At 58.9% G+C, this 26083-nt stretch carries 26 protein-coding genes; 5 read left to right on the forward strand and 21 right to left on the reverse strand.

The genetic code is table 11. The annotated features are described in order from the left end of the window. Nucleotides 1–66: 66 nt before the first annotated feature. Genes hemG through pepQ form a run of 4 tightly spaced genes read right to left on the reverse strand, consistent with a single transcriptional unit; the run spans nucleotide 67 to nucleotide 4068 of the window. On the reverse strand, nucleotides 67–618 hold the full coding sequence (hemG, locus tag FN633_RS00390; protein ID WP_154056356.1) for a menaquinone-dependent protoporphyrinogen IX dehydrogenase: 552 nt from the start codon (nucleotides 616–618) through the stop codon (nucleotides 67–69). Between the two features lie 11 nt (nucleotides 619–629). Then, complete coding sequence (gene trkH / locus FN633_RS00395; protein WP_154056357.1) at nucleotides 630–2081, reverse strand: Trk system potassium transporter TrkH; 1452 nt, start codon at nucleotides 2079–2081, stop codon at nucleotides 630–632. Between the two features lie 41 nt (nucleotides 2082–2122). After that, entirely contained in the window at nucleotides 2123–2737 is a 615-nt protein-coding gene (locus FN633_RS00400; RefSeq protein ID WP_154056358.1) for an IMPACT family protein, read from the reverse strand. Next, nucleotides 2737–4068, reverse strand: a complete 1332-nt coding sequence (gene pepQ, locus FN633_RS00405; RefSeq protein WP_154056359.1) for a Xaa-Pro dipeptidase — start codon at nucleotides 4066–4068, stop codon at nucleotides 2737–2739. Before pepQ ends, FN633_RS00400 begins: the two co-directional genes overlap by 1 nt. 187 nt (nucleotides 4069–4255) lie before the next feature. Between pepQ and fadB the strand changes: the two genes are divergently transcribed. Both fadB and fadA read left to right on the forward strand, forming a co-directional pair. Further along, the gene (gene fadB, locus FN633_RS00410) at nucleotides 4256–6445 is read left to right on the forward strand and encodes a fatty acid oxidation complex subunit alpha FadB (RefSeq protein WP_154056360.1); all 2190 of its coding nucleotides are present in this window, start codon (nucleotides 4256–4258) and stop codon (nucleotides 6443–6445) included. Between the two features lie 9 nt (nucleotides 6446–6454). Beyond that, nucleotides 6455–7618 carry an acetyl-CoA C-acyltransferase FadA gene (gene fadA, locus FN633_RS00415; RefSeq protein WP_154056361.1) on the forward strand — a complete coding sequence of 388 codons (1164 nt, stop codon included), beginning with the start codon at nucleotides 6455–6457 and terminating at the stop codon, nucleotides 7616–7618. A 54-nt stretch (nucleotides 7619–7672) separates the two neighbouring features. Here fadA and fre read toward each other — a convergent pair whose 3' ends face one another. Continuing rightward, complete coding sequence (fre, locus tag FN633_RS00420) at nucleotides 7673–8374, reverse strand: NAD(P)H-flavin reductase (protein WP_154056362.1); 702 nt, start codon at nucleotides 8372–8374, stop codon at nucleotides 7673–7675. 55 nt (nucleotides 8375–8429) lie between these two features. Further along, nucleotides 8430–9926: a 4-hydroxy-3-polyprenylbenzoate decarboxylase gene (ubiD, locus tag FN633_RS00425; protein WP_154056363.1), complete on the reverse strand. Its 1497-nt coding sequence runs from the start codon at nucleotides 9924–9926 to the stop codon at nucleotides 8430–8432. A gap of 170 nt (nucleotides 9927–10096) precedes the next feature. Here ubiD and rfaH point away from each other — a divergent pair, with 170 nt between their 5' ends. Further along, nucleotides 10097–10585, forward strand: a complete 489-nt coding sequence (gene rfaH / locus FN633_RS00430) for a transcription/translation regulatory transformer protein RfaH (RefSeq protein WP_154056364.1) — start codon at nucleotides 10097–10099, stop codon at nucleotides 10583–10585. On the opposite strand, the gene tatD is transcribed toward rfaH, so the two are convergent. The 9 genes from tatD to udp all read right to left on the reverse strand — a co-directional run bounded on the left by tatD (nucleotide 10582) and on the right by udp (nucleotide 18315). Beyond that, a complete protein-coding gene (gene tatD / locus FN633_RS00435) occupies nucleotides 10582–11364 on the reverse strand; it encodes a 3'-5' ssDNA/RNA exonuclease TatD (protein ID WP_154056365.1) in 783 nt (260 codons plus the stop codon). The genes rfaH and tatD overlap by 4 nt on opposite strands. Next, complete coding sequence (gene tatC, locus FN633_RS00440) at nucleotides 11357–12121, reverse strand: Sec-independent protein translocase subunit TatC (protein WP_154056366.1); 765 nt, start codon at nucleotides 12119–12121, stop codon at nucleotides 11357–11359. The genes tatD and tatC overlap by 8 nt, the downstream gene beginning before the upstream one ends. A 2-nt stretch (nucleotides 12122–12123) precedes the next feature. Further along, entirely contained in the window at nucleotides 12124–12630 is a 507-nt protein-coding gene (gene tatB, locus FN633_RS00445; protein ID WP_154056367.1) for a Sec-independent protein translocase protein TatB, read from the reverse strand. 3 nt (nucleotides 12631–12633) lie between these two features. Continuing rightward, nucleotides 12634–12888: a Sec-independent protein translocase subunit TatA gene (gene tatA, locus FN633_RS00450; protein ID WP_154056368.1), complete on the reverse strand. Its 255-nt coding sequence runs from the start codon at nucleotides 12886–12888 to the stop codon at nucleotides 12634–12636. A 70-nt stretch (nucleotides 12889–12958) separates the two neighbouring features. Further along, complete coding sequence (ubiB, locus tag FN633_RS00455; RefSeq protein ID WP_154056369.1) at nucleotides 12959–14605, reverse strand: ubiquinone biosynthesis regulatory protein kinase UbiB; 1647 nt, start codon at nucleotides 14603–14605, stop codon at nucleotides 12959–12961. After that, nucleotides 14602–15207 (reverse strand): ubiquinone biosynthesis protein UbiJ, encoded by a 606-nt coding sequence (gene ubiJ, locus FN633_RS00460; RefSeq protein WP_042395926.1) that lies wholly within the window; start codon nucleotides 15205–15207, stop codon nucleotides 14602–14604. The genes ubiB and ubiJ overlap by 4 nt, the downstream gene beginning before the upstream one ends. Nucleotides 15208–15220: 13 nt before the next feature. Then, nucleotides 15221–15976, reverse strand: a complete 756-nt coding sequence (ubiE, locus tag FN633_RS00465; protein WP_042395932.1) for a bifunctional demethylmenaquinone methyltransferase/2-methoxy-6-polyprenyl-1,4-benzoquinol methylase UbiE — start codon at nucleotides 15974–15976, stop codon at nucleotides 15221–15223. Nucleotides 15977–16042: 66 nt separating this feature from the next. After that, nucleotides 16043–17419 (reverse strand): DNA recombination protein RmuC, encoded by a 1377-nt coding sequence (gene rmuC / locus FN633_RS00470; protein ID WP_154056370.1) that lies wholly within the window; start codon nucleotides 17417–17419, stop codon nucleotides 16043–16045. 134 nt (nucleotides 17420–17553) lie between these two features. Then, on the reverse strand, nucleotides 17554–18315 hold the full coding sequence (gene udp, locus FN633_RS00475) for a uridine phosphorylase (protein ID WP_042395937.1): 762 nt from the start codon (nucleotides 18313–18315) through the stop codon (nucleotides 17554–17556). Between the two features lie 253 nt (nucleotides 18316–18568). Between udp and FN633_RS00480 the strand changes: the two genes are divergently transcribed. Then, nucleotides 18569–19381 carry a dienelactone hydrolase family protein gene (locus tag FN633_RS00480; RefSeq protein ID WP_154056371.1) on the forward strand — a complete coding sequence of 271 codons (813 nt, stop codon included), beginning with the start codon at nucleotides 18569–18571 and terminating at the stop codon, nucleotides 19379–19381. An 18-nt stretch (nucleotides 19382–19399) separates the two neighbouring features. On the opposite strand, the gene FN633_RS00485 is transcribed toward FN633_RS00480, so the two are convergent. The 6 genes from FN633_RS00485 to FN633_RS00510 are packed head-to-tail and all read right to left on the reverse strand — an operon-like array spanning nucleotide 19400 to nucleotide 25159. Then, nucleotides 19400–19855 (reverse strand): phosphatase domain-containing protein, encoded by a 456-nt coding sequence (locus FN633_RS00485; RefSeq protein ID WP_154056372.1) that lies wholly within the window; start codon nucleotides 19853–19855, stop codon nucleotides 19400–19402. After that, nucleotides 19845–20402, reverse strand: a complete 558-nt coding sequence (locus tag FN633_RS00490) for a histidine phosphatase family protein (protein ID WP_154056373.1) — start codon at nucleotides 20400–20402, stop codon at nucleotides 19845–19847. The genes FN633_RS00485 and FN633_RS00490 overlap by 11 nt, the downstream gene beginning before the upstream one ends. Next, a complete protein-coding gene (locus FN633_RS00495; RefSeq protein ID WP_208673887.1) occupies nucleotides 20386–21456 on the reverse strand; it encodes an MBL fold metallo-hydrolase in 1071 nt (356 codons plus the stop codon). Before FN633_RS00495 ends, FN633_RS00490 begins: the two co-directional genes overlap by 17 nt. After that, nucleotides 21453–22478, reverse strand: coding sequence for an ABC transporter ATP-binding protein (locus FN633_RS00500; protein ID WP_154056375.1), 1026 nt, complete (start codon nucleotides 22476–22478; stop codon nucleotides 21453–21455). Before FN633_RS00500 ends, FN633_RS00495 begins: the two co-directional genes overlap by 4 nt. Then, nucleotides 22466–24169 carry an ABC transporter permease gene (locus FN633_RS00505; protein WP_154056376.1) on the reverse strand — a complete coding sequence of 568 codons (1704 nt, stop codon included), beginning with the start codon at nucleotides 24167–24169 and terminating at the stop codon, nucleotides 22466–22468. The genes FN633_RS00500 and FN633_RS00505 overlap by 13 nt, the downstream gene beginning before the upstream one ends. 12 nt (nucleotides 24170–24181) lie before the next feature. Beyond that, nucleotides 24182–25159, reverse strand: coding sequence for an ABC transporter substrate-binding protein (locus FN633_RS00510; protein WP_154056377.1), 978 nt, complete (start codon nucleotides 25157–25159; stop codon nucleotides 24182–24184). Between the two features lie 134 nt (nucleotides 25160–25293). On the opposite strand from FN633_RS00510, the gene FN633_RS00515 reads away from it, so the two are divergent. Beyond that, the gene (locus FN633_RS00515; protein WP_154056378.1) at nucleotides 25294–26058 is read left to right on the forward strand and encodes a DeoR/GlpR family DNA-binding transcription regulator; all 765 of its coding nucleotides are present in this window, start codon (nucleotides 25294–25296) and stop codon (nucleotides 26056–26058) included. The last annotated feature ends 25 nt before the right edge of the window (nucleotides 26059–26083 follow it).

Below are 26083 nucleotides of genomic sequence, written 5' to 3' on the forward strand. Positions count from 1 at the left end.
AGGGAGTTATTCCGGGCTGACAAGACTTAAATGCAAAAAACTTTTCAAGCGCTCACTTTGCAAACTTTATGCCTGCTTTACCACCGATTTGCTGGTTAATTGTGCGATTTCGCGCGCAAATTCGCTTACGCGTGACCAGTCGGTATAGACCACCTCTTTACGCGTATCCGTTTCTCCCCCGGTCATCTTCATAATCAGGCGGATCATGATCCTGTCGTACCAGGAGTAACGTGGGTAGCGCAGGGCACCGGCAAACACGGCACAGCGATCCGGCTGCCAGGGTGAGTTCAATAAAAACTTACGCGTATAGCTATTGGTTTGCGGCGAGCTCTTCTCTGGTTTGCGCGCCACAAGGTTAACGGCGTAAAAGGCACTGGGCAGCGCATTAAGATGCTGCAGATGCTTTTTCACAAACCGATCCACGGCAGGATGAAAGTGACCGTAGCGAATCGACGCCCCGATAACCACGCGGTCATACTCCTCCCATGCGATAGATTCCGTGCGGTTAAGGTTAACCACATCGGCATAGACGCCCAGCTCGCTCAGCTCGGAGGCGATACTGGAGGCGATCTCACGGGTTTGCCCGTCACGGGTGGAGAATAGAATCAACGTTTTCATAGCGTGTTCCCTTATTCGCGCCAGAACGTTGGGGTAAAGAGCACCAGCAACGTAAAGACTTCAAGACGACCAAAAAGCATGTTGGCGATGAGGATCCACTTCGCCACTGGATTCATGCTGGCAAAGTTATCCGCCACTACCCCAAGACCTGGCCCAAGGTTATTCAGCGTCGCGACCACGGAGGCAAAGGCAGAGAAGTCATCTACACCCGTGGCGATAATCGCCAGCATGCTTACGATAAAGACCAGTGCATAAGCAGAGAAGAAACCCCACACCGCCTCAAGGATACGTTCCGGCAGCGCGCGGTTCCCCAGCTTGATGCTGTATACCGCGTTAGGGTGCACCAGCCGTTTCAGCTCGCGGTTGCCCTGCTTAAAAAGCAGCAGGATACGAATGACCTTCAGCCCCCCGCCGGTTGACCCCGCCATGCCGCCGATAAACGCCGAGCAGAGCAGGAGCACCGGCAGGAACAGCGGCCAGCGCGCAATGCTGTCGGTAGTAAAGCCAGCGGTCGTTGCCATCGACACCACCTGGAAGAACGCCTGGTTTAGCGTGGTGACCGCCGAGTTGTAGACATCGTGGAACCAGAGTACCAGGGTGCAGATCACCACTAGCGTCAGCTGCACGCCAATGAACATCCTGAACTCGGGATCGCGCCAGTAGACCTTCAGGTTCCGCCCACTCAGCAGAGAGAAGTGCAGGCCATAGTTACAGCCGGAGATCAGCAGGAAGATAGCAATAATGGTGTTAATCGTTGGACTATCGAAATAGCCCACGCTGGCATCATGGGTTGAGAACCCACCAATGGCGATGGTAGCAAAGCTGTGTCCAATGGCGTCAAAGGCGGGCATACCCGCAAACCAGAGCGCCAGTGCGCAGGCCACCGTCAGCAGTACATAGATAAGCCACAGCGTCTTTGCCGTCTCGGCAATACGCGGGCGCATCTTATTATCCTTCAGCGGGCCGGGCATCTCCGCACGGTAAAGCTGCATCCCCCCGACGCCAAGGATGGGAAGAATAGCCACGGCCAGGACGATGATCCCCATCCCGCCAAACCATTGCAGCATCTGGCGATAGAAAAGAATGCCGTGCGGCAAAGTATCCAGTCCCACCAGCGTGGTCGCCCCTGTGGTCGTCAGGCCGGAAAAGGATTCAAAGAAGGCGTCAGTCACCGTCAGGTTGGGACGCTCGGAGAAGATAAACGGCAAGGCCCCCACGCTGCCCAGCACCGTCCAGAACAGGACGACGATCAGGAAGCCTTCTCGCGACTTCAGTTCGCTCTTCTCCCGGCGGTTAGGCCACCACAGCAGGGAGCCGATCGCCAACGCCACAAAGAAGGTTTGGGTGAATGCACGCCCCGCGCCGTCCCGATAAATCAACGCAACCAGTCCGGGCAGGATCATCGTTCCGGAAAACAGTATCACCAGCAGTCCAACGATTCGGGTAATGGCGCGAAAATGCATCTCTGCCGCTTCCTTAGGTATCCAGATAAATGAGGTGGGGATTATTCTTTAATGGCTGATAATTGCAATGAACCACGACTAAAATCTGCCAGCCGGGCGGAGAAATCGCTCAGCCTGGGGCGGGGAAGCGCCACTCTTAGCTGCACGACCGCCTGATAATCACTGGTGACGATCTTCCCCTCGAACTGACTCAGTAGCGCTTCTACGCCAGCGAGCTGGGCATAATCACAACACAAAGTATATTCGGTCAGCGGTAATTTGCGGATAGTAGTGAGCTGATTAAGCGCACGCTGTACGCCGCCGCCGTAGGCTTTGACCAGCCCACCGGTGCCTAACAGGATACCGCCATAGTAGCGCACCACCACGGCGGTGATCTCACCGACGCCGCTGCCCATCAGCTGGGCTAGCATCGGCTTACCCGCTGTGCCTGCGGGTTCACCATCGTCAGAAAAGCCCAGCTGCTGCGAGTCGTCCGGCGGCCCGGCCACCCACGCGACGCAGTGGTGCCGCGCCTCCGGATGTTCTGCCCGCACGGCGCTGACGAAGGCTTTCGCCGCCTCAACGCCGTCGGTGTGGGCCAGCAGCGTAATAAAGCGGCTCTTTTTGATCTCCTCAACGAAGGTCACCGGCGCAGCCGGTATCAGCCAGCTCTCCATCAGGCCAGCTTCAGATCCCGGGTCATGTTCTCTACGCCGTTCTCGTGGATCACTACGTTATCTTCAATGCGGATCCCGCCGAACGGCTTCAGCGCTTCAATTTTCTGCCAGTTGAAGTGCTTGCTAAATTCGCCTTCACGCCACGCGCTCAGCAGCGAGTCGATGAAGTAGATACCCGGCTCAATGGTCAGCACCATGCGCGGCTGTATGACGCGGGTGCAGCGCAGGTAAGGATACTTCGCTGGCGCGGCCAAATGCGTACCGGTGTCATCCTGCATAAAGCCAGCAACGTCATGAACCTGAAGGCCCAGCGGATGGCCGATACCGTGCGGCATGAAGGGGCCGGTGAGATTGTTCTCTACCATCGCCTCTTCGCTGATGTCGGTAACGATCTGATGACGACGAAGCAACTTCGCAATGCGCTGATGGAACTGCAGGTGATACTCGATATAGCTCACCCCCGCTTTCATGGTGCCGATCAGCGCCAGCTGTTCATCATTGACGTCTTTAATCAGCTGCGCAAAATCGTTGTCGCCGTTGGCGGCCCACGTCCGGGTCAGATCCGCAGCGTAGCCGTTATACTCGGCGCCGGCATCCAGCAGGAAGCTGCGCATCTCAGCGGGCGCGCGATGATCCAGCCGGGTGTAGTGCAGCACGGAAGCGTGCTCGTTGAGCGCCACAATATTGCTGTAAGGCACGTCGGTATCGCGGTGGCCAGTGGCAGTCAGATAGGCCACGTTGATGTCAAACTCGCTCATGCCGGAGAGAAACGCTTCGTGCGCTGCCCGGTGGCCCATCACCGCCGTCTTCTGTGCCTCCCGCATACAGGCCAGCTCGTAGTCTGTCTTATAGGCGCGGTAGTAGTGCAGATAGTCAATCACCCCTTTCGGGTTGATGTTCTCGGCTTTGATCTCCAGCTGCAATGCACGCTCTGCCACCGGGCCGATGTAGGCAATATTGCCCCGTGCCGCAGGCAGCTGGCTGGCGATACCGTCTGCTTTTGGCAGGGCAATGATCTCGATCTCTTCGGTCCAGAACGAGGTCGGCAGCGGCTCGACGTTGTGCCAGTAATCTACCGGCAGGTAGAACCACAGCTTTGGCTTGTTGACACCATCCACCAGCAACCAGCAGTTGGGAACCTGAGTAACAGGTACCCAGGCTTTAAACTGCGGGTTGACCTTAAAAGGATACGGATGGTCATCAAGGAAGATGTTGAACAGCTCGCCGGAGTGAATCAGCAGTGCGTCGAGCTTAAAGCGGGTCAGTACGTCCCGGGCACGTTCCTGTAGGGTAACGATATGATCTTTATAAAGCGCAGCCAGTGAGTCCATGATTTTCCCTTCTGGTTTAGACGTCAATTCTCGGCATCTTAACATACCCGGTAACGCCTGCGTGTTTTCCGTTAAGCGTGATCGCCTCAGCAACTTTTTAAACTCTCATTTGCATTTTATTAACATAATAACCACACTCCGTCTCATCTGGTAAGACCAGTAACCCTGCTGGATTCAGGAGACTGACATGCTCTACAAAGGCGATACCCTGTACCTCGACTGGCTGGAAAATGGCATTGCTGAACTGGTGTTCGCGGCCCCCGGCTCGGTCAACAAGCTCGATACGGCGACGGTGGCCAGTCTCGGCCAGGCGCTGGACGTGCTGGAAAAAAGCCCCGACCTCACCGGGCTGCTGCTGCGCTCCGACAAAGCCGCCTTTATTGTCGGCGCGGACATTACCGAATTTCTCTCTCTGTTCCAGGTTCCCGAAGAGCAGCTTAGCCAGTGGCTGCACTTCGCTAACAGCGTCTTTAACCGCCTGGAAGATCTGCCTGTTCCGACGATCTCTGCCGTTAACGGCTATGCGCTGGGCGGCGGCTGCGAGTGTGTACTCGCCACCGACTATCGTTTAGCGACGCCGGACCTGCGCATTGGCCTGCCGGAAACCAAGCTGGGGATTATGCCAGGCTTTGGCGGCTCGGTACGTATGCCGCGCCTGCTGGGGGCTGACAGCGCGTTGGAGATCATCGCTGCTGGCAAAGACGTGGGCGCTGAACAGGCGCTAAAAATTGGCCTCGTCGATGGTATCGTGACGGCGGAAAAACTGCGCGATGGCGCGCTGGCGGTTCTGCGTCAGGCGATCGATGGCGATCTGGACTGGCGCGCCAAACGTCAGCCGAAGCTGGAGCCGCTGAAGCTGAGCAAGATTGAAGCCGCCATGAGCTTTACCATCGCCAAAGGCATGGTGATGCAGACCGCAGGCAAGCACTACCCCGCCCCGCTGACGGCGGTGAAAACCATTGAGGCGGCGGCCAGATTTGGCCGTGATGAGGCCCTGGCGCTTGAGAACCAGAGCTTTGTGCCGCTAACCCACACCAACGAGGCCCGCGCGCTGGTAGGCATCTTCCTGAACGATCAGTATGTCAAAGGCCAGGCGAAAAAGCTGACCCAGAATGTTGAGACCCCGAAGCAGGCCGCCGTGCTGGGCGCAGGCATTATGGGTGGCGGCATCGCTTACCAGTCGGCATGGAAAGGCGTGCCGGTGCTGATGAAAGATATCAACGACAAATCCCTGACGCTGGGCATCAGCGAGGCCAGCAAGCTGCTCAATAAGCAGCTTGAGCGCGGCAAGATTGACGGTTTGAAACTGGCGGGCGTCATTGCCACTATCCATCCAACCCTCGACTACACGGGCTTTGATCGCGTCGACGTGGTGGTGGAAGCGGTCGTTGAGAATCCAAAGGTGAAAAAAGCGGTACTGGCCGAGACCGAACAGAAGGTACGTCCGGATACGGTGCTGGCCTCAAACACCTCGACTATTCCTATCAGCGAGCTGGCCAGCGTTCTGCAACGCCCGGAGAACTTCTGTGGAATGCACTTCTTTAACCCAGTCCACCGCATGCCGCTGGTAGAGGTGATCCGTGGCGAAAAAACCTCGGAAGAGACCCTCGCCAAAGTGGTCGCCTGGGCGAGCAAAATGGGCAAAACGCCTATCGTCGTTAACGACTGCCCCGGCTTCTTCGTCAACCGCGTCCTGTTCCCCTACTTTGCCGCCTTCGGTCAGCTCCTGCGCGACGGCGCGGACTTCCGCCGTGTGGATAAGGTGATGGAGAAGCAGTTTGGCTGGCCAATGGGCCCGGCCTATCTGCTGGACGTGGTGGGCATCGATACGGCGCATCACGCTCAGGCGGTAATGGCCACTGGCTTCCCGGAGCGGATGCAGAAGGATTACCGCGACGCCATTGACGTCCTGTTTGATGCGGGCCGCTTTGGACAGAAAAACGGTCAGGGTTTCTGGCGGTATAAAGAGGACAGCAAAGGCAAGCCGAAGAAAGAGGACGATGCCGCCGTTGACGGCCTGCTGGCAGAAGTTAGCCAGCCGAAGCGCGACTTCTCTGACGAGGAGATTATTGCCCGCATGATGATCCCGATGGTCAACGAAGTGGTGCGCTGTCTGGAAGAGGGCATTATCGCCAGCCCGGCTGAAGCCGATATGGCCCTGGTGTACGGCCTTGGCTTCCCACCGTTCCACGGCGGCGCGTTCCGCTGGCTCGACACACAGGGCAGCGCCAGCTATCTCGATCGGGCGCAGCAGTTTGCCGCCCTTGGCCCGCTCTACGCCGTGCCGGACGGCCTGCGTGAGAAAGCGCGCCATAACGAACCCTATTATCCTCCCGTTGCGCCAGCCCGCCCGGCAGGCGTTCTGAAATCGGCTTAAGGAGTCACAATGGAACAGGTAGTCATTGTCGATGCAATTCGTACCCCGATGGGCCGTTCTAAGGGCGGCGCGTTCCGTAACGTACGCGCGGAGGATCTCTCCGCGCACCTGATGCGCAGCCTGCTGGCGCGCAACCCGGCGTTGGACGCCGCGGCGCTGGACGATATCTACTGGGGCTGCGTGCAGCAGACCCTGGAGCAGGGCTTTAACATCGCCCGTAACGCCGCCCTGTTGGCGGAGATCCCCCACTCCGTTCCGGCGGTGACCGTTAACCGCCTGTGCGGCTCGTCGATGCAGGCGCTACACGACGCGGCACGCATGATCATGACCGGCGACGCGCAGGCATGCCTGGTGGGCGGCGTTGAGCACATGGGCCACGTGCCGATGAGCCACGGCGTTGATTTTCATCCCGGCCTCAGTCGTAACGTGGCTAAAGCGGCAGGCATGATGGGCTTAACCGCTGAGATGCTGGCGCGCATGCACGGCATTAGTCGTGAGATGCAGGACCAGTTTGCCGCCCGCTCCCACGCCCGCGCATGGGCAGCAACCCAGACCGGGGCATTCAAAAATGAGCTTGTCCCTACCGGCGGTCACGACGCTGACGGCGTGCCGAAAATGTTTAATTACGACGAGGTGATCCGCCCGGAAACCAGCGTTGAAGGTCTCTCCACCCTGCGGCCCGCGTTCGATCCGGCTAACGGCACGGTGACGGCAGGCACCTCCTCCGCGCTCTCTGACGGCGCGGCGGCGATGCTGGTGATGAGCGAAAGCCGCGCCCGCGAGCTGGGCCTGACGCCACGGGCGCGTGTGCGTTCAATGGCGGTCGTGGGCTGCGATCCTTCGATCATGGGCTACGGTCCGGTTCCGGCCTCGCAGCTGGCGTTGAAAAAAGCCGGTCTGACGGTGAGCGACATCGATCTGTTTGAGATGAACGAAGCCTTTGCGGCGCAGATCCTGCCGTGCATTAAGAATTTGGGTCTGATGGAGCAGATTGACGAGAAGATCAACCTCAACGGCGGCGCGATCGCCTTGGGTCATCCGCTCGGCTGCTCTGGCGCGCGGATCAGCACCACTCTGTTGAACCTGATGGAGCGTAAAGACGCGCAGTTTGGCCTGGCGACGATGTGTATTGGGCTGGGTCAGGGAATTGCAACGGTGTTTGAGCGAGTTTAAGCGCGTCATGCAGGCCCGGCGGGAGAGACACCGTCGGGCCAGTCGCGCAGAGGCTTAGATAAAGGCGAAAGCGTCGCCGAAGAGACGATCTTCCCGCGCATCGCGTTCGTTGCAGAAGAGGTCCCGGGCGATTTTTGCCATTTCGAAACGTCCGGCAATATAGATATCATGCTCGGCCAGCGTGCCGAAATCCTGAAGTACCGCCGTCAATACCGTGCCGCTGCGGCCCTGCCACGCCTCTTCCGGCTGCTCAACCACCGGCACCACCTTCAGATTAGGGTGATTAACCGCTAAGGCCTGCAGCTCAGAGAGATCGTACAGGTGCTTCTCTTCGCGTCCGCCCCAGTAGATGGTGATATCACGTGCCGGGTTACGTGCCAGCGCGGTCAGCAGAATCGAGCGCACGTAGGAGAAGCCGGTCCCGCCTGCAATCAGGATCAGCGGACGCTCTTCGTCATCGCGCAGCCAGGCATCGCCGTGCGGAATATCGATAACAACTTCGCGCTCTTTCAGGATCCGGTCCATCACCGCCATCGCATAGAGGTTCAGCTCGGAAGCACCGATGTGCAGCTCGATGAACGCCTGCTCATCCGGCGTGGATGCCATGGAGAACGGACGCTTATCGCGCTCGTCCATTACCACCATCAAATATTGCCCGGCGCGAAAAGAAAACGCCGCGTCCGGTACAAGACGAACTCGATATACGGTATCGGTGATAGCTTCTACCGAAGTCACTTTACAGCTTAAGGTTGTCATGCGCTCCCTCTGTCGGGTCGTTTTATTACGAATCAAAAGGCAAAACGGCGGCGCATTAGCTGCCTTTACCGTCACTCATTATGGCCAGCTCATCCCAGATAGCGTCAATTCGCGCGGTAACGGCAGGATCCTTTTTAATCGGACGCCCCCATTCACGCTGGGTTTCACCAGGCCATTTGTTGGTAGCATCCAGCCCCATTTTAGAGCCCAGACCGGAAACCGGCGAGGCAAAATCCAGGTAGTCTATCGGCGTGTTCTCTACCAGCACCGTATCCCTTGCCGGATCCATACGGGTAGTGATCGCCCAGATAACATCGTTCCAGTCGCGCGCGTTCACGTCATCATCACAGACAATAACAAATTTGGTGTACATAAACTGCCGCAGGAATGACCACACGCCCATCATCACGCGTTTGGCATGACCGGCATACTGCTTTTTGATGGTCACTACCGCCAGGCGGTATGAGCACCCTTCCGGGGGAAGATAGAAATCGACAATCTCTGGAAACTGCTTTTGCAGGATCGGCACAAAGACTTCGTTCAGCGCTACGCCGAGCACGGCGGGCTCATCAGGCGGGCGACCCGTGTAGGTTGAGTGGTAGATAGCATCTTCGCGCTGGGTAATATGCGTCACCGTAAAGACTGGGAAGCTATCAATCTCATTATAGTAGCCCGTGTGGTCGCCATACGGGCCTTCCGGGGCCATCTCACCCGGCTCAATGTAGCCCTCAAGCACGATCTCCGCGCTGGCAGGGACTTCCAGATCGTTTGAGATGCACTTAACCACCTCGGTTTTCGTCCCGCGCAGCAGACCGGCAAAGGCATATTCGGAAAGCGTATCCGGGACGGGCGTCACCGCGCCTAAAATCGTGGCGGGATCGGCACCCAGCGCCACGGCAACCGGGAAACGTTCGCCGGGATGCGCCGCGCACCACTCCTGATAATCCAGCGCGCCGCCGCGATGCGACAGCCAGCGCATGATCAGTTTGTTCTTGCCGATAAGCTGCTGGCGATAGATACCCAGGTTCTGCCGCTCTTTATGCGGACCGCGGGTGACGGTGAGGCCCCAGGTGATCAGCGGGGCAGCATCTTCCGGCCAGCACTGCATGATCGGGATAGTGGTGAGATCCACCGCCTCGCCCTGCACCACCTTCTGCTGACACGGCGCGCCGCGCAGGCGTTTGGTGGGCATATTAAGGACCTGCTTAAACTGCGGCAGCTTATCAAAGAGATCGCGGAAGCCTTTCGGCGGCTCTGGCTCTTTCAGGAAGGCCAGCAGCTTGCCCACCTCGCGCAGCGCCGTCACATCCTCCTGCCCCATGCCCAGCGCCACGCGCTTCGGCGTGCCAAAGAGGTTGCAGAGTACCGGCATTGAGTAACCCGTTGGGTTTTCAAATAACAGGGCGGGGCCACCGGCACGTAGCGTGCGGTCGGCAATTTCTGTTATTTCCAGATGAGGATCAACAGGCAGCGTGATGCGTTTGAGTTCGCCCTGCTGTTCCAGCAGCGCCATAAAATCACGTAGGTCGTGGTATTTCATGCAGTTAATCATGGCCTCGGAGTCAGCCTTCCATTATATGGTGAACATCGGCGTGATGCTGTAATTTTGTTAAATTAGGGTAAATCGTTACGCCAACATGTGGCGATGACCGCTATAATCACCTTAGCCATCATTATCGGGTTTTGATATGCTTGCACACGATTAGCTAAAACAGAGTGATTATGCAAGCCTGGTATCTACTGTACTGCAAGCGGGGCCAGCTCGAACGCGCCCAGCAACACCTTGAACGCCAGGCGGTAAACTGCCTGACGCCGATGATCACGCTTGAAAAAATCGTGCGTGGCAAGCGCACCGCGGTGAGCGAACCGCTGTTCCCCAACTATCTGTTTGTCGAATTCGATCCGGAAGTGATCCACACCACCACCATTAACGCGACGCGCGGCGTTAGCCACTTTGTTCGCTTTGGTGCCAGCCCGGCAACGGTGCCTGCGCCGGTGATTGCTCAGCTGGTGCACTACCAACCTGAAGGCGTGACCGACCCCGAGACACCCTATCCGGGTGACAACGTGGTGATCACTGAAGGGGCGTTTGAGGGGCTAAAGGCTATTTTTACCGAGCCTGACGGCGAGGCGCGCTCGATGCTGCTGCTGAACCTGCTCAACCAGCAGGTAGTGCAAAGCGTGAGAAACACCGACTTCCGTAAAGCTTAAAACGCGATACCGAACAGCCGCCTGACGTTGTTATCCGTCATCTCTGCCAGCCAGTCAGCATCCTCTTTTCGCAGCTGCGCCACGCGTTGCAGGATATGCCCCAGCATGGCGGGTTCATTGCGCCGTGACGCTGGCTTTGGCTTGAGATCGCGAGGTAGCAGGTAGGGAGCATCGGTTTCAATCAGCAGACGGTCGGCCGGGATACGCGGTACGATCTCGCAAAGTTCCTGCCCGCGACGCTCGTCGCAGACCCAGCCGGTAATGCCCAGATAGAGCCCACGCGCCAGACAGTCACGTGCTTCCGGCTCTGAGCCGGTAAAGCAGTGCAGCACCGCACCGGGGAGTTTGTCCAGCCACGGATCGAGCAGGGCTAAGAAACGCTCGTGGGCGTCGCGGCAGTGCAAAAACACCGGCAGGGAGAGTTCTGCGGCGAGTGCCAGCTGGGCGCTGAACGCCGCCTCCTGCGCCTGCGGCGTGGAGAAGTTACGGTTAAAATCCAGGCCGCACTCGCCAATGGCGACAACCTGCGGCAGGCTGGCCAGTTCGCGAATGGCGTCTGCGGTATCCGGCTGCCATTGACTGCTGTCATGCGGGTGGACGCCCGCCGTGGACCAGCAATTCGCGTACTGTGCTGCCAGTTCCTGCGCCTGCTGGCTCTCATGCAGGTTGGTTCCGGTAAGCAGCATGCCGTTAACGCCTGCGGCGGCAGCCCGGGCGACAACCTGCTCGCGATCGCCAGCAAACTGTGAACTCGTAAGGTTTACGCCAATATCAAACATCGTCTTCGCTTTCGTCGTCCTCTTCCTGGCGGAAGCGGCGCTTGCCAACATAAAAACGCGAGAAGAAGACGCCCACTTCAAACAGGCAGTACATCGGGATCGCCAGCAGAGTTTGGGAGAAAACGTCCGGCGGCGTCAGCAGCATACCGACAACAAACGCGCCGACCAGCACGTAAGGCCGCTTACGACGCAAATCGTCTGGCGTCGTGACGCCCATCCAGCAGAGCAGGACAATCGCCACCGGGACTTCAAACGACACGCCGAAGGCCATAAACAGCGCCATGACGAAGTCGAGGTAGCTGGCGATATCCGTTGATACCTGCACGCCCACCGGCGCGGTATGGGTCAAAAAGCCAAATGCCAGTGGGAAGACCACAAAGTAGGCGAAGGCCATGCCGATATAGAACAGCAGTGAACTGGAAACCAGCAGGGGTACAACCAGACGCCGTTCGTGCTTATAGAGCGCAGGGGCCACAAAGGCCCAGACCTGGTAAAGAATAACGGGCGCGGAGAGGATAAGCGACACCATAAAGGTCAGCTTTACCGGGGTAAAAAACGGCGACGCCACGTCGGTAGCAATCATCGTTGCCCCCTGGGGCATCTGCTTGATCAGCGGCGCAGAAACCAGCTGGTAGATATCATTAGCGAAATAGACCAGCACCACGAAAATGGCGAGTACCGCAATGATGCAGTTCATCAGGCGTTTTCGCAGCTCGATCAGGTGCGTAATCAGCGGTTGGGTATCTTGTACAGCCATGGTTACGGTTTATCACTTGTCGATGTAGGTGAATGTGCGGCAGAGGCAGCAGGCTGGGCAGGCTTAATGTCGACGGGCGTCTCTGGTGCCTGCGCCGGCGCGCTGGCCTGGTGCTCCGCAACGGCAGGCGTCACGCCCTGATGCTGCTCCTCATTGCCTTTCACAATCGGGTTATGAATGGTATGCGCTACGTCGCTTGCCCGCTCGGGATCGTTGGCGTTGTAGGTGCGCTTCATTGACTCTGCCGCATGGCGCAGCTCATCCATAGACTCTTTTAGCTCTGGCGTCAGGTGATCCATACTCGCTTTTTCAACCTTCTTCAGGCTGTCTTGAAGCTCCTGGATCTTCAGCTCCTGAGCCAGCTCATTCTGCACGGTGCTTGCCAGCGAGCGCAGCGCACGCACCCAGCCGGCCACCGTTTTAACTGCTACCGGTAAACGCTGCGGCCCCAGCACAATCAGGCCGATCACGAATACCAGTACCAGTTCGCCAAAACCAATATCGAACACGAATTACACCTGCTCTTTATCGCGACGCTTTTCTTCGTCGGTTTTCACTTCATCTTGCTTTTCAGCAAGGGTTTTAGTGGAGAAATCAGCGTCCTCCGTCGGTTTTTTCTCGTGCTTATCGTCATCGCCCATGGCTTTTTTAAAGCCTTTGATCGACGCGCCGAGATCGGAACCGATAGAGCCTAACTTTTTCGTTCCAAACAGCAGGATAACGATGACGGCAATAATAAGTAACTGCCAAATACTGATACCACCCATACACAATCCTCAAGGAGAGATGCTGAAATTAGCGGGCCGGTACAGCCTACCCGGCCCATTACGCGTGCGGCTACAGCACGCGGGTTTTTCGCCAGCCAATAAGCCAGGCAACCACGCCACCGGCGATAAGCCAGGCGGACGCCGTTTGCCACTCCGGCCGGTTGATCAAAAAGAGCGTTCCGCTCAGGATCAACGTTGCCCCAATACCGAACAGATAACGAGACTGCCCCTGGCGCACATTGTTCACGCGCATCTCCCGGGCAATCAGATCCACATTATGCTGCAGCTGCTTATGCTGACGCAGGTTGTGGTAGATAAGCTCGGGCAGCTCAGGCATTTTCTCAATCCACATTGGTCCCTTCTCTTTAAGGGAACGAACCAGCGCTGGGAAGCCTACCTGATCTTTGATCCACGTTTCGAGGAAAGGTTTCGCCGTTTTCCACAAATCGAGCTGTGGATAGAGCTGGCGCCCAACGCCCTCGATATAAAGCAGCGTTTTTTGCAGCAGCACCAGCTGCGGCTGCACTTCCATATTGAACCGGCGCGCGGTGTTGAACAGGTTCAGCAGCACATGGCCGAAGGAGATCTCCGCCAGCGGCTTCTCAAAAATCGGTTCACACACGGTACGGATGGCAAACTCAAACTCTTCAACGTTAGTATCCGGCGGTACCCAGCCTGAATCAACGTGCAGCTCGGCAACCCGACGGTAGTCGCGGTTGAAGAACGCAATGAAGTTCTCTGCCAGGTAGCGCTTATCCTCTTTGTTCAGCGAGCCGACGATGCCACAGTCGATACCGATATACTGTGGATCTTCCGGATGCTCATAGCTGACAAAGATATTGCCCGGGTGCATATCGCCGTGGAAAAAGCTGTCACGGAACACCTGGGTAAAGAACACCTGCACGCCACGCTCGGCCAGCAGTTTCAGGTCGGTATTGTTTTTCTCCAGTGCAGCCACGTCGTTCACCGGAATACCATAGATGCGTTCCATGACAAGCATATTTTGGCTGCAGTAATCGGAGTAAACTTCTGGCACGTAGAGCATCGCGCTATTTTCAAAGTTACGCCGCAGCTGGATGGCGTTGGCCGCTTCACGCAGCAGATCCAGCTCGTCGATCAGCGTCTTCTCATACTCCTTCACCACCTCCAGCGGACGCAGGCGACGCCCGTCCGGCAGCAGGCGCGGAACCCAGCGCGCAAGACGATAGATCAGGCTCATATCGGCTCTGATGATCGGCAGAATATCCGGCCGGATCACCTTGATCACCACTTCCTTGCCGTTCTCTTTCAGGCGGGCAGTATGGACCTGGGCGATAGAGGCCGAAGCCAGCGGCGTAATGTCAAAATCATCAAACCATGTCTCTACGGGGATATCACCCATCGCCTTTTCGATCTGGCGCTTAGCCAGCTTGCCGTCAAAGGGTGCTACGCGATCCTGGAGCATCGCAAGCTGGTCAGCAATCACGGGCGGAAAAAGATCGCGACGGGTAGAGAGCATCTGCCCGAACTTGATCCACACCGGTCCCAGCTCCTGCAGCGCCAGCCGCAGGCGATGACCTAACTCTTTATCTTTGTGACGGTTTGGCATCCAGAACAGCGTGCGACGCCAGAGCCGAATCGGCAGGGTAAGACGCATTCTTGGGATGAGCTCATCAAGCCCGTAACTCAAAAAAGTTTGAATGATAAAGTACAGGCGTCGAATTTCACCTGGCGTCATTTGCCCTCCAGTTTTTCCAGCCGTTTGGTTAACGCATCAACCGAGCGCGCGACGGCGGCGGCCTCCTCGGCAAACCAGGCAACTTCCAGTCCACCGGGTGCCAGACGCCACTCTTCCGTTATGGCTTCGCCCACGTACTGCTGCTGACGCTGCAGGCCATGTTGGAAACGCTTTGCACCGCCACGCAGCACTTTCGCGATGCCTTCGGCGGCGATATCGCCGGTGTAAGGGGCAAGTAGCTCAGCAAAATCGAACTCTGCGAGATCGAAAAGCGCGCTAAGGTTTTGTACAACCTGAATATCACCCTGCACTTCCAGCTCGCCGCTGCGTATAAGCGTAGTCAGCTGCTGGCGATCGCGCAGCTTCGGTAACAGCCGGGCCTGGGTAATAACGGTGCAGTCTGCCTCACCTTCCCAGGCACTCAGTACGTCGACCTGGCGCTCGCTAAAGGCCAGAATAAGCGGCGTAGAGAACTCTTTGAGGACGATACGCAACACCTTACCCTGCAGGCGCTGGCGGGCGGGTTTTAATGCCCTTTCGCGATATAAAAATGTATTGAGAACACCTTCGATTCCAGCGCTCACTAAAGGCGTAAAGGGCATTCACTCACTCCTGTCAGAACTTATATCCACGGTGCAGCGCGACGATACCCGCCGTCAGGTTGAAGTACTCGGCGTTTTCAAAACCGGCATCCTGCATCATCGCCTTCAGCGTCTCCTGATCGGGATGCATACGGATAGACTCCGCCAGGTAACGGTAGCTTTCGCCATCCTTCGCTACCAGCTCGCCGATGCGCGGCAGAACGTGGAAAGAGTAGGCGTCATAGGCCTTGCTCAGCGGCTCGATAATGGGTTTAGAGAACTCAAGAACTAAGAGGCGACCGCCCGGCTTGAGCACGCGGAACATGGAGCGCAGCGCCTTCTCTTTATCGGTGACGTTACGCAGGCCGAAGGCGATGGTGATGCAGTCGAAGGTGTTGTCCGGGAACGGCAGCGCTTCAGCGTTGGCCTGCACGTATTCAACGTTACCCACCACGCCAAGGTTGCGCAGCTTTTCGCGCCCGACTTTCAGCATGGAGTCGTTGATATCGGCCAGCACTACCTGCCCGGTTTCACCCACCAGACGGGAGAATTTCGCCGTCAGGTCACCGGTCCCGCCCGCGAGGTCGAGAACCTTCTGCCCACGGCGTACGCCGCTGCAGTCAATTGTGAAACGCTTCCACAAACGATGGATGCCCATGGACATCAGATCGTTCATCACGTCATATTTTGCGGCCACGGAGTGAAATACGTGAGCCACCATGTCGGCCTTTTGCGTTTTGGCGACAGTCTGATAACCAAAATGCGTCGTTTCTTGTGAATCTTCCGCCATCTCAGTGCCTGCTATTCAAGAAATTGTTCGTGAAGTGTAACAGATTGGGCGAGATTGCCCTACGTTTCAACCCTCCTGCCCGGCGCGCAAACGTAACTCCTCATCCTGCGCCACGGCCTGATCGGCTAAATCCGGATTAATCTCGCGCTTAATCTCAACGCCCAGCCCGCGAAACGCCTCGGCCTGGGCGAGCAGATTCCCCCGCCCGGAGGTGAGTTTTTTCATCGCCTGGCGGTAATTATCCTGCGCTTTCTCCAGGCTCTGCCCTACCGACGACATATCATCAACAAACAGCCGCAGCTTGTCATAGAGACGGCTGGCGCGCTCGGCAATCTGCTGCGCGTTGCGGCTCTGGTGCTCGTAGCGCCAGAGGTTAGCGATGGTGCGCAGGGCCACCAGCAGCGTGGTCGGACTGACCAGCATGATGTTGTTTTTTAACGCCTCGGTGATCAGCTCCGGCTGCCGGTCGAGGGCCACTAAAAAGGCTGGCTCAACGGGGATGAACATCAGAACGTAGTCAAGAGAGCGCAGGCCCGGCAGCTGCTGATAATCTTTACGCCCGAGCAGGCGAATATGGCTGCGCACCGAGGCGATGTGCTCCTGCAGCGCGCTTTCGCGGGTGTACTCATCGTCGGCATTGAAGTAGCGCTCATAGGCAACAAGGGTCATTTTGGCATCGATAACCACATCTTTACCCTGCGGGAGCCGAACGATGACGTCAGGCTGCATCCTGGCGCGAGCTTCGGTTTCGATGCTAACCTGGGTTTCATACTCATAGCCCGCCCGCAGGCCGGACGCCTCCAGCACGCGGGCCAGCACCACCTCGCCCCAGTTACCTTGCGCTTTATTATCGCCCTTCAGGGCGCGGGTCAGGTTGATCGCTTCCTGCGCCATCTGGGCATTAAGCTGCTGTAGGTTACGGATCTCGTGGGCGAGCGTGTGACGCTCCTGCGCCTCTTTGCCAAAGCTGTCCTGCACCTGGCGACGGAAGCCGTCCAGCTGTTCCCGGAGGGGGGAGAGAAGCCCGTGGAGACTCTGCCGGTTCTGCTCCTCGACCCGGCGATTGCTCTGCTCGAAGATGCGGTTAGCGAGGTTTTCAAACTGCTCGCTCAGGCGCTGCTCGCTGTTGATCATCTGGCGGATTTTATCTTCTGCATGCAGCTGGGTGGACTCCAGTCGGGTGGTGACCTCACGCAGATCGGCCTCCAGCGAGGTGTTGATCTCGCGCAGGCTGCGCAGTTCATTATTCAGCAGTTCGCACTCGTCGCGCCAGTGCTGGTTCTGTACCAGCCGCTGTCGCGCCGCGCTCAGTTCGATATCCAGCTCGCGCCGCTCTTCGGTAAGATCGGCCCGCAGACGATCGGCATGGGATTTTGTCGCCAGCCAGCCTATCAGCAAGCCGACTATCGCCGCCGCCGCGCTGAGTAAAATTGAGATATCCACCCTGCCTCCTGCATAAACCACTTACCGATGCAAAATAAGAGTGTGCTGGATAGGTGTCCAGTTGGGAAGGATTTTCCTGCGAGGTACTACGCAAAACAGGCAGGCCGAGGGGATCGACCTGCCGGAAAGGCGCATTAAGCCAGACGGCGCGCCGCTTCCACCACGATTTTAATTGCGTGGCTTTCGGTCTGCTTCATGGTCTCTGCGTTCGGGATCTCTTGCTGGGTGCGGTTGACGATCACGCCCGCTACCATGCCAGCGCGCAGGCCCTGGCTAGAGCACATGGTCAGCAGCGTCGCGGACTCCATCTCGTAGTTCATCACGCCCATTGACTGCCACTCTTCCATCGAGCCTTTATAGCGGCTGACGACGCGGCCGGAGAAGGTATCGTAACGCTCCTGGCCCGGATAGAAGGTGTCAGACGAGGCGGTCACGCCAATGTGGGTTGTTGCGCCCACCTCTTTAGCAGCCTCGACCAGTGCGGTGGTACAGGTAAAATCAGCTACCGCCGGGTACTCCATCGGCGCAAAGTGCAGGCTGGCTCCGTCGAGACGCACGGAAGCCGTGGTTACCAGCACGTCACCAACGTTGATGTGCGGCTGGATTGCGCCGGTGGTGCCCACGCGCAGGAAAGTCCGGATGCCCAGTTGCGCCAGCTCTTCAACGGCGATAGAGGTTGACGGACCGCCAATACCGGTGGAGCAGACGATGATGGCCTTGCCATCGACTTCGGCGCGCCATGAGGTAAATTCGCGATGCGATGCCAGCTTGACCGGCTTATCCATCAGCGCGGCGATCTTTTCCACTCGCTCCGGATCGCCAGGGACGATAGCCAGCGTTGCCCCCTGCAGATCGTTTTTGGTAAGACCGAGGTGAAAAACATCAGACTTGGACATAGGTGACTCCTTTGTGGGTCGATTCATCAGCAGAAGTAAAACGGTACTCTACAGAAGGCCATCGCATTTTTTCGTGACACCAATCACTCTGAAGAAAACTGTTTACATCAATTTTTCATCAAAAGGTGATTTATATCACACTATAACGCTCTCCTTCTCCCGTTCGTCTTAAAGATAGTCTCTTCCGCACAGGATGATTTTGCCGTACTGGCTATAGTTACCTAATGCGCTAAATAAGGGTACGGAGATTGCCATGACAACAGAAAAACAGCCCGGCTTTGCACCTGCAGCTTCACCTCACGCTTCCACCGCCGTCCGCACCTCTGAAGAGTCCATTCTGACCGGTGAGACGTCAATTCCCACTCAGGGAGATAACATGCCCGCCTGGCATGCCCGGCCACAGGCTGCCAACGGCCCGCTGCCGGTAGTCATTGTCGTGCAGGAGATTTTCGGCGTGCACGAGCATATTCGTGATATCTGCCGTCGGCTGGCGCAGGAGGGCTACCTGGCCATCGCGCCTGAGCTCTACTTCCGTCAGGGCGATCCCAACGACTACAGCGATATTCCCACGCTGTTCAGCGAGCTGGTTTCAAAGGTCCCGGATGCACAGGTCTTAGCCGACCTCGATCACGTCGCCAACTGGGCGGCACGCAACGGTGGCGATGCACATCGGCTTCTGCTTACCGGCTTTTGCTGGGGCGGGCGTATTGCGTGGCTCTACGCTGCGCATAATCCACAGCTGAAGGCAGCGGTGGCGTGGTACGGCAAGCTGGTGGGCGATAAAACCCTGAACTCACCGAAGCATCCGGTGGATATCGCCACCGACCTTAACGCGCCGGTGCTGGGTCTATACGGTGCCCAGGATGGCAGCATTCCGCTTGATACCGTAGAAACCATGCGCCACGCCCTGCGCGCTGCCAACGCCGAGGCGGAGATCGTGGTCTATCCCGATGCCGGACATGCCTTTAACGCCGACTATCGTCCGAGCTATCACGAAGAGTCAGCCAAAGATGGCTGGCAGCGCATGCTGGCATGGTTTGCCCAGTACGGCGAAAAGCGAGGCTAAAATCCTATGCCGGGCGGCTTAAAAATCGCCCGGTGCACACTGCAGGCAGGTCAGCCCTTCCGCACGCCAGAAATCCACCACCACCTGACGATCGTCGATCACCAGCCAGGGGGCGTAGCCGTCCGCTTTTATCTGCTGCAACAGCGTTTTTTTCACCACCTCATCTGGGAGCGTATCCTCCCCGTCCGGCCGAAGATAGAGCGCATCGAAAGGAATACAGTGCCGCTCCAGCCACTCCTGGGTATGGCGCTGGAAGCTGGCAGGCCGTCCACTGCAGATCACGATCTTCTGCTGCTGAGCGCTCAACAGCCCCACCAGACGGCTAATAGCTACGCTCGGCAGCGCCTCCGCCATGTGGGCAAAAAAAGGCTGCCACTGCTTTTCTGGGCCTAATACCCACTCGCGTACCGCCTCGGCGTCAAACTCGGCCAGGGTACCGTCAATATCCACAATCACACATTGTTCAGTCAGCATTCATCTTCTCCAGCGGAATAATTTTCCAGTCGTCAGGGGTAGCACCAGGCAGGATCCACTGCGGGACAACGTTGCCGACCCGCTCGCCATGGGGCGTGCCGGTTGCCAGCAGGCGGATCACGCGGAACACGCCAGAGTGCGCCACGATCAGCGGGGTGTCGTACTGCGCCAGCAGGGTATTCAAGGCATGGGTAACGCGGGTACAGAAAGGCAGCCAGGCTTCGCCGTTCGGCGGCGTCTCCTCATAGGGCGTTTGCTCGCTAAGGGGACAACATTCAAGGTCGCCCCAGTCCCGCTCGCGTAGGTCGGGAACAAGCTTCAGCGATGCCCCTGGCAGCAGTAGCTCTGCGGTACGCCGGGCGCGCTGCTGCGGACTCACGGCGACGATGCTCCACGGGTGGTTAGCCAGCAGCGGTGCGGCGTCGCGGGCCTGCTGCTCGCCGGTCGCAGTGAGCGGGACTTCGGTGCGTCCCCCAATTAGGCGATCGCGGTTAAGCGGCGTCTGGCCGTGGCGAACAAAGACAAAAGGCTTAGGCAAGAGCGTCATGTTTTATCCTGAAACGGGGCTGGGTAAGGATGTCGCAGCCCAGCGTCTGCTGCCAGAGCACGGCGTCATCAACAGGGGTAAACAGCGGCACCAGCTGGCGACAGCCCAGCGTCGCCACCAGCTTTTGCAGACAGCGACGCGTGGGATGAACGTTCCAGCGGCAGAAATCGACCTCGCCCTGCCGATGCTGCTCGCGAGCATGGTGATTCATATGGCCGGTAAACAGAGTGCGGTGGCTGAAATCAGCGCGCCGCCGCAGCTCGCCCGCTATGCCGTGCTGCCCATCCGGATCGGCGGCCAAAATAACCGCCGCGTCAGCGGTAAACGACGGCAGGTCACGTATCCGCTGCCGAAGCTCATGCTCTACGCCGGGGATCAGGCTGCCGTCGTTGTGTTCCGCCATCAGGGTCAGCATCTCCCGGCAGGCATCATCCATTACCACCTTATTCATGCCGCGACGCGCCAGCAGCAGAGCCATCTCCACCGCCCGCCCAGAAGGCGGGACCGGACAGAGCACAGGCCGCTGCACGTGCAGCCACAGAGCCTCAAGCTGCTGATGCTGGGGCGTGTCGTACAGGCCGTACGAGGCATCCATCAGCGCCAGCGCCGCAGGCGGCGGCGGATCGAAATGAAACAGCGCCGACTCCAGGCTAACGTCACCGCTGTAGAACAGGCCCCCCGGCACATCAAGGTGGAACCAGATCCCACCCCAGGCATGGCCGCTGCTGCCGGTGGTTATCGTCACATCACCAAGCGAGAACTGACCGCGCACTGGGATCGGGTGAACGTTCGATCCCGGCGGCAGCGCGCGGGCTGTTACGGCGCTACAGTAGATCGGCACCGAGGCGGGCAGCCGCGCTAGTCCGGCGATATGATCGATATGATCGTGACTGAGCAGCACGGCATCCAGCCGATCCGGCACCGGCCAGTCGTCGGCTCCCGGCTCCAGTGAGCCCCCGGCGTCCAGCAGAATGCGCTGTGTAGGGGTAGTCACCAGAATGGCGGCGGGCGTTTTGTCATGCAGCCCACTAATAATCTCAATCTGCGTTGTCACGCCGCCTCCAGCCGCCAGCCCTGATGCAGGCGCACGGCGGTGTGCTGCTGCTCGCACAGCGGCAGGTGATGAAAGGCGGTGAGCGGCTGACCGTCGGCCAGGCGCAGCGCCAGCAGGTAGCGCTCCCCCTGATAAATACAGTTTTCGACGGTGGCGGCCAGGCCACTCTCGCCTATTTCAACATGCTCGGGGCGTACCAATACCGGGTGGCGTACGCCGTCGCTCACGCTCAGGCCATGATGGAGCTGTATGCCATGCAGATGGCGATCCTGCGTCGCGCTCGCCAGGTTCAGCACGCTGCCCTTGCCAATAAAGCCCGCAACCCAGGCGCTGTGCGGCTGCTGATAGAGCTCCTGCGGCGTTCCCCACTGCATCAGCTCGCCCCGATGCATCACGGCAATATGGCTGGCCAGCGCCATCGCCTCTGCCTGATCGTGGGTCACGTAGACAAAGGTTGCCCCGGTGCGGCGATGAAATTCGCGGAAGGTCTGCTCCATGGTGGCCCGCAGATGGCGGTCGAGATTTGCCAGCGGCTCGTCAAGCAGCACTACCTGCGGCTCGGAGACCAGACAGCGCGCCAGCGCCACGCGTTGACGCTGTCCACCGCTCAGATCCTGCGGCGATCGATCGGCATACGCCGCCAGCTCTACCACCTCAAGGGCAGCAAGCACCTGTTTATGCCGCGCCGCGCCGTTGACTTTTTTCAGCTTCAGCGGATAGCCAACGTTCTCTGCCACCGTCATATGCGGCCAGAGGGCATAGGATTGAAAGACCATCCCCATGTTGCGCGCCTCCGGCGGCAGATGGGTAACCGCATCGGCCAGCAGCCGGTTGCCCAGCGTCAGGCGGCCACTGGAGAGCCGCTCCAGTCCGGCCAGAATGCGCAGCGTGGTGGTTTTCCCGCAGCCGCTTGGCCCGAGCAGCGCCGTGAATGCGCCTTCGGGAATGGTCAGGCTTAGGTCGCGCACCACGGTCTGGTCGCCGAACGTTTTACTCAGGCTCTCCAGGCTCAGTTCTGCCATGGGATCACTCCTTTGGGTAGATAGCGGCCAAGGCCGCTCAGCATCAGCATCACCAGCGCGACGAGCGCCACCACCATCACCGAGATGGCGGAGGCCAGCACCTTATCGCCGCTCTCATCAAGGTTGAAAATCACTACGCCGAGGGTCTCCTTGCCCGCGCTCCACAGCAGGGCAGAGACGGTCAGCTCATTCACCGCCGTCAGGAATACCAGCAGCGCACCGGCAAAGGCCGCCGGGGCCAGCAGGGGCAGGACGATATGCCGCAGCCGCTGGGAGAAGTTAGCTCCCGCCAGGCTGGCTGCCTCCTCCATGGCCGGATCGAGCTGGAGCATGCTGTTGTGCAGCGGCTTCAGGCAGACGGTGAGAAAGCGCGCCAGATAGGCGAAGAAGATGATCAGCAGCGTGCCGCTCAGGCTGATGCCGATAAAGGGCAGCGGGCGGGCGAACAGCAGGATGCAGGCGATAGCCAGCACCACCCCCGGCAGGGTATAGGGAATATCGATGGCGCTGTGCAGCCAGCGCAGCGGGCGCGCCGGAAACCGCACCAGCAGCCACGCCAGCGGCAGGCTCAGCAGTATCAGCACCAGCGCGGCAGAGACCGAGAGCAGCAGGCTGTTACTCAGCGCGCGCCAGGTGGCGCTGCCGCTCTCCAGCATCGCCTGATAGGCGTTAAAAGTCAGGGTCCTGGCCGTCAGCGGCACGCCGAGGGTCGGCACCAGCGAGGTCGCAACCAGCGCCAGCAGCGGAGCCAGCAGAATAGCAGCCAGCACCGCGCCCAGCAGCAACTCGGTAGCGAGACGCCACCTGCCCAGCTGAAAATCGAGGGCCCGCCCGGCCATACCAATCAGCGGCAGCGCGTGACGGCGCTGGAGATAGCCCTGCAGAGAGACAATGCCGATCGCCAGCACGCCCATCAGCACCGACAGCGCCGCCACGTCGCTGAGCATCGACGGCCCGAAGCTGGACAGCGACTGGTAGATCTGAATCGGCAGCACAAAATAGGAGATGGGAATGCCCAGCATCGCCGGAATACCAAAGTTGCCCAGCGCGGAGACGAAGGCTATCGCCGCCCCGGCCCACAGCGCCGTGCGGCACAGCGGCAGCACGATGTCGATAAACACCCGCCACAGCGAAGCGCCGTTCAGCCGCGCCGCCTCGATCTGCTCTTTCGGCAGGCACTGAAGCTGGGTACGTAGAGCCAGAAAGACCAGCGGCGCGTGCTGGATCCCCAGCAGCAGGGCGATCCCCTCGGGGGAGTAGAGCGGATTAGCGCTGCCAAACGACGGCGCGATGCCGAGGCTATTAAGCAGGATGCTGCTCGGCCCGAAGAGCTGGAGCCAGCTCAGGGCTGTCACCTGGGGTGGGATCATCATCGGCAGCATAAACAAGAACACCCAGACCTGCTTAAGGCGGATGTTAGTCAGGGCGAGACAGAAGGCAAACAGCCCGCCCAGCAGCAGCGAGAGCAGCGTGCCCAGGCCGCTGGTATAAAGACTATGGGAGAGCGCGGTCCAGGTGGTCGGGTTGCTCAACACGCGCCACAGGCTACTGCTGCTCCCCTGCTGCCAGTCGAGCAGCGCCGAGACCAGCAGCCGCAGACTCGGCAGCAGGCTTAATAGCGCCACCAGGCCGAGCAGCAGCCAGAGCAGCCCCTTCGGCGGGCCGCTGCTGGCCGGTTGACGGAGGGTCATGGTGGTCATCAGTTAACGGTTTCCAAACAGATCGGCGAAGCGTTTTTTATTGGCGTCGGTATCCGCCAGCGCCTTCGCCGGGTCATACGGCATCAGCTTGATGCTTTCTCGCGCCGGGAAGCCTTCCGGGGCCGGGAGGTTGGTATCGGCAGGCAGGTAGCCCTGCTTCAGCACCAGGCGCTGACCCGCATCCGATAACACAAAGTCGATAAAGGCTTTCGCCCCGTCCGGATTTTTCGCGTTCTTCAGCATCGCTACCGGTTCGGTGACGATGCTGACCCCCTCTTTCGGAAACACGAACTCAATCGGCGCGCCCTTGGCTTTTTCGCGGATCGCCATATAGTCCACCAGCACGCCGTAGCCCTTGCTGCCGGAGGTGATGGCGTTCATCACCGCGCCGTTTCCGCTCTGCGGCATCGCGCCGTTAGCCTTCAGCTTTTCGTACCAGGCAAAGCCGAGCTGCGGATCGTTCATCAGCGTGGCCATGTGGATCTGCGCCGCGCCGGAGTAGAGCGGGCTGGGCAGCGTGGTCATGTTCTTGAGTTCAGGCTTGAGCAGATCCTGCCAGGAATCAGGCTTCACCGGCGCGCGGGTGTTGTAGGCAATCCCGGTAGTGATCAGCTTGGTGCCGTAGTAGTAGCCCTGTGGATCGTACAGCTGGGCATCATAGCGGCTAGCTTCAGGCGATTTATAGGCCGCCAGCAGATCCTGCTTTTTCAGCGACTCCATGGTGACGCTGTCGGCGATCAGCAGCACGTCCGGTGCGGCACCGCCCGCCGCCAGCTCGGCCTGCAGGCGCGCCGTCAGCTTGGTGGTTCCGTCGCGGATCCATTTGACCTCAATATCCGGGTGCGCCTTTTCGAAGGCGGTAACGGTCATCTGAGCATCTTCGTTCGGCTGGCTGGTATAGAGCGTCAGCGTGGAGGCGGCGAAAGCCGGCGTGCTTAATGCGGTTGCGATAATGGCGGCCAGCGCGGTGTGCTTACTCATGATCTCTTCCCTCTGTTTTCGTTGTGACGATTAAAACAGGGAAATCTGACAAAAATATGACCAGCTTTTTTCGTAGTAATAATTTCACATTCGCGCGCTAGCATGATGCAAAAGGGTGCTAACAGGAGCGAATAATGACCCCCGAATCCCGCCGCACGGCGATAGTCGCACTGGTGACGGCGCACGGTGAAAGCAGCATCGAGCAGCTGGCGCAGCACTTTGGCGTCTCATTGCAAACCGTGCGCAGCGATCTGCGCATGCTCACCTCGGGCGGACTGCTGCTGCGGCGTCACGGCATGGTTGCCCCTTTCGCCCGCGAAAATATTGGTTATCAGCAGCGCGAGATCGTCAATATTGCGGGCAAGCGCTGGATCGGTGAGCGCACGGCGGTGCTGCTGGGCGACTACCAGAGCTGCTTTCTCGGTACCGGCACCACCGTGGAGATGGTGGCTCGGGCGCTGCCGGAACAGAGTCGGCTGGCGGTATTCACCAATAATCTGCACGCCGCCGAAGCGCTGAGCCGTCTTGCCGCCTGCGAACTGACGGTGGCGGGCGGGCGCGTCCGCAAGCGCGATCTGGATGTGATCGGCAGCGATGCCCAGACCTTTTTCAGCCGCTATCGGGTCGACGCTGGCGTGGTTTCAATAGGAGGGATCGGTGAGGCGGGCGAGCTGTATGACTATAACGATGATGAGGTTGCCGCGCGCCGGGCGTTGATGGCCAGCGCTGCGGTGAGCGTGTTGGTGGTGGACAGCACTAAGTTTGGCCGGAACGCGATCTGCCAGAACGGCAGCGTGGGGGATTTCGATTACGTGATCAGCGACAGACCCCCGACGCCGCAGCAGCATGTGGTTATGAAGCAGATGGGAACCAGATGGCTAAGCCGGGAGTACGTTTAACCCTCGCAATGCCCGGTGGCGCTGA

This window comes from Pseudescherichia vulneris, from assembly GCF_902164725.1.
Lineage (GTDB): Bacteria > Pseudomonadota > Gammaproteobacteria > Enterobacterales > Enterobacteriaceae > Pseudescherichia > Pseudescherichia vulneris.